Origin of the sequence: Mycolicibacterium bacteremicum, assembly GCF_002086115.1 — a bacterium.
Lineage (GTDB): Bacteria > Actinomycetota > Actinomycetes > Mycobacteriales > Mycobacteriaceae > Mycobacterium > Mycobacterium bacteremicum.
Map to the genome: position 1 here is coordinate 1 of NZ_MVHJ01000062.1, position 2,833 is coordinate 2,833.

Sequence of the window (2,833 nt, forward strand, 5' to 3'; positions counted from 1 at the left end):
GCGGCGGGGGCCGTGCTGGTGGTCGGGGTGGTGGTGTCGGTGGCCGGTGCCTGGCCGTCGGTCAACCGGGTGATCTCGGCGGCCAGCGCATCACCGTGGGCGGAGCGTTCGGCGGCGATGGCGGTCAGCGCCGCGACCAGCGCCTGGCGCGACGGTCCGGCCAGTGCGGTGGCCGCGTCTCCGGCCAGCGTGCTGTCGGACCGGGCGCGGTCGAACTGGGTGCGCAGGTCGGCCAGATCGGCGGGCGGCGCCTCGGGGGCACAGGCCGTGCTGGATCCGAGGACACCGAGGGCGAGGGTGGCGGGCAGGGCGCCGATCAGCAGACGCCGCCGACTCAGCTGGGGCAGGGCGCTCGGCACGCCCACATCCTGCCATGTTGGGCCGGGCCGCTCGTTTGGTGATTGGCGCGTCGCGGCTGGCGTATCGTTTGGTAGTTGATTCTCCGGCCGGCCGGTCGGAGATCTTGTCCGCACAACTCAAGATGAGGAGCTCGCCGTGGCATCGGACGACCCGCTGCGGTCTGCACGACTCCCGTCGCGCGAGCAGCTGATCGAACTCCTCGACGGCGAATTCGCGCGCGCGGGTTACGAAATAGAGGATGTGACGATCACGGCGACCGCGCGGCCACCGAGGATCACCGTCGTCGCCGATGGCGACACCCCGCTGGATCTCGATGCGGTGGCCGAACTGTCGCGGCTGGCCTCGGCGAAGCTCGATGAGGCCGACCGGTCTGATTTCGACCCCTACGTGCTCGAGGTCACCTCGCGCGGGGTGGATCGTCCGCTCACCGAGGAGAAGCACTTCCGCCGGTCCAGAGGGCGCAAGGCCGAGTTGACCCTGCGTGACGGCACGAGCCTGTCCGGACGCATCGGTGTGGTCGGTGACGGCGTGCTGGCGCTGGTGGTGGCGGCGGGCAAGGAATTCGAGCTGCGCTCGGTCGATCTCGAACAGATTGCCAAAGCAGTTGTCCAAGTTGAGTTTTCGCAGCCGAACCGGCGTGAGCTGGAGTTGGTCGAACAGTCAGGAGAGGGGGCCGGCACATGAACATCGATATGGCGGCGTTGCACGCCATCGAGGCGGACAAGGGAATCTCGGTCGACATCGTCGTCGACACCATCAAATCGGCCTTGCTGACCGCCTACCGGCACACCGAAGGTCATGAGGCCGATGCGCGTATCGACGTCGACCGCAAGACCGGCGTGGTCAAGGTGATGGCCAGGGAGACCGATGCCGACGGCAACCTGATCAGCGAATGGGACGACACCCCTGAGGGTTTCGGTCGCATCGCGGCGACCACCGCGCGTCAGGTGATCCTGCAGCGGTTGCGAGACGCCGAGAACGAGAAGATGTACGGCGAGTTCTCGGCCCGGGAGGGCGATATCGTCGCCGGCGTCGTGCAGCGCGATGCCCGCGAGAACACCCGCGGCAACGTGGTGGTCCGCGTCGGCACCGAGGCCAAGGGCTCCGACGGCATGATCCGGCCCGCCGAGCAGGTGCCCGGCGAGGGCTACGAGCACGGCGACCGGCTGCGCTGCTACGTCATCGGGGTCTCCCGGGGCGCCCGCGAACCGAAGATCGAGCTGTCCCGCACGCACCCGAACCTGGTGCGCAAGCTGTTCGCGCTGGAGGTGCCCGAGATCGCCGACGGGTCGGTGGACATCGTCGCGGTGGCCCGCGAGGCCGGGCACCGCTCCAAGATCGCGGTGACCTCCCGGGTGTCCGGGCTGAACGCCAAGGGCGCCTGCATCGGCCCGATGGGCCAGCGGGTGCGCAACGTGATGAGCGAGCTGTCGGGGGAGAAGATCGACATCATCGACTTCGACGACGATCCGGCCCGCTTCGTCGCCAATGCGCTCTCCCCGGCCAAGGTGGTCTCGGTCACGGTCATCGACGAGAACACCCGCGCAGCCCGTGTCGTGGTGCCCGATTTCCAGCTGTCCCTGGCGATCGGCAAGGAGGGACAGAACGCGCGATTGGCCGCCCGGCTCACCGGCTGGCGGATCGACATCCGCAGCGATGCGGCCGCAGCGCCCGACGCGGACGGGGCCGAACACGCCAAGTGAGAGCGTGCCCATCCGGTCCGGTGGCACACGATTCTGTCCTGCGAACTGCGAACGGTAGACTGAGCCGTGATCCAGCGCGAGACTTCGGCCATCCCGGCTCGTGCGCACCGCAGTCCCGAGGGACCGGTGCGGACGTGTGTGGGATGCCGGAAGCGAGAGCTGGCCGTCGATCTGCTTCGACTGGCCGCGGTGTCCGACAGGCCCGGCGATTACGCCGTGATTGTGGACTCAGCGGGTAACCTGCCGGGGCGGGGTGCATGGCTGCACCCCGATCCGCAGTGTCTGGACGTAGCACGTCGCCGGCGGGCGATCGGCCGAGCGTTGCGCATCACCGGTTCGCCGGACACCACCGCGGTGGAAGAGTTTTTCCACCGGCTAGAGAACAGGTAGCGAAGAACATGAGCACACCGTGAAGTCCCGATGACCATGCGTCATAGCTAAACCCGAGGCGCGGCCCCACCACCGCTGACGCCTCCAAACGAGGAGAAGTAGTGGCAGGTAAGGCCCGCGTGCACGAGTTGGCCAAGGAACTCGGTGTCACCAGTAAGGAAGTCCTCGCCCGACTGAACGAACAGGGCGAATTCGTCAAATCGGCATCATCGACTGTCGAGGCGCCCGTCGCCCGCCGGTTGCGTGAATCATTCGGCGGCGGCAAGACCGCCAAGCCGGCACCGGCGGCGGCCAAGCCCGCCGGTTCGGCGCCGACCCCCGGTCCCCGGCCCGGCCCCAAGCCCGCGGCTCCGGCTCCGGCCGCGCCGCCGGAGCCGGAC

At 68.7% G+C, this 2,833-nt stretch carries 4 protein-coding genes and 1 pseudogene; 4 read left to right on the top strand and 1 reads right to left on the bottom strand.

Annotated features, from left to right (window positions below; genetic code table 11):
- On the bottom strand, positions 1-359 hold a 359-nt coding region (locus BST17_RS28425; RefSeq protein WP_207573734.1), incomplete at its 3' end, for a hypothetical protein.
- 136 nt (positions 360-495) lie between these two features.
- Here BST17_RS28425 and rimP point away from each other — a divergent pair.
- The 4 genes and pseudogenes from rimP to BST17_RS28445 all read left to right on the top strand — a co-directional run.
- Complete coding sequence (gene rimP / locus BST17_RS28430; RefSeq protein ID WP_083062354.1) at positions 496-1,044, top strand: ribosome maturation factor RimP; 549 nt, start codon at positions 496-498, stop codon at positions 1,042-1,044.
- Positions 1,041-2,063 carry a transcription termination factor NusA gene (gene nusA / locus BST17_RS28435; RefSeq protein ID WP_083062355.1) on the top strand — a complete coding sequence of 341 codons (1,023 nt, stop codon included), beginning with the start codon at positions 1,041-1,043 and terminating at the stop codon, positions 2,061-2,063. Before rimP ends, nusA begins: the two co-directional genes overlap by 4 nt.
- A 66-nt stretch (positions 2,064-2,129) precedes the next feature.
- Positions 2,130-2,487, top strand: a pseudogene (locus BST17_RS30010) (YlxR family protein).
- Positions 2,488-2,554: 67 nt separating this feature from the next.
- Positions 2,555-2,833: translation initiation factor IF-2 N-terminal domain-containing protein (locus BST17_RS28445; RefSeq protein WP_133053615.1), on the top strand; the 279-nt coding region annotated here is incomplete at its 3' end.

Coding starts and splice junctions, on each gene's coding strand:
- nusA (WP_083062355.1), top strand. CDS start 1,041: ATGAACATCGATATGGCGGCGTTGCACGCCATCGAGGCGGACAAGGGA.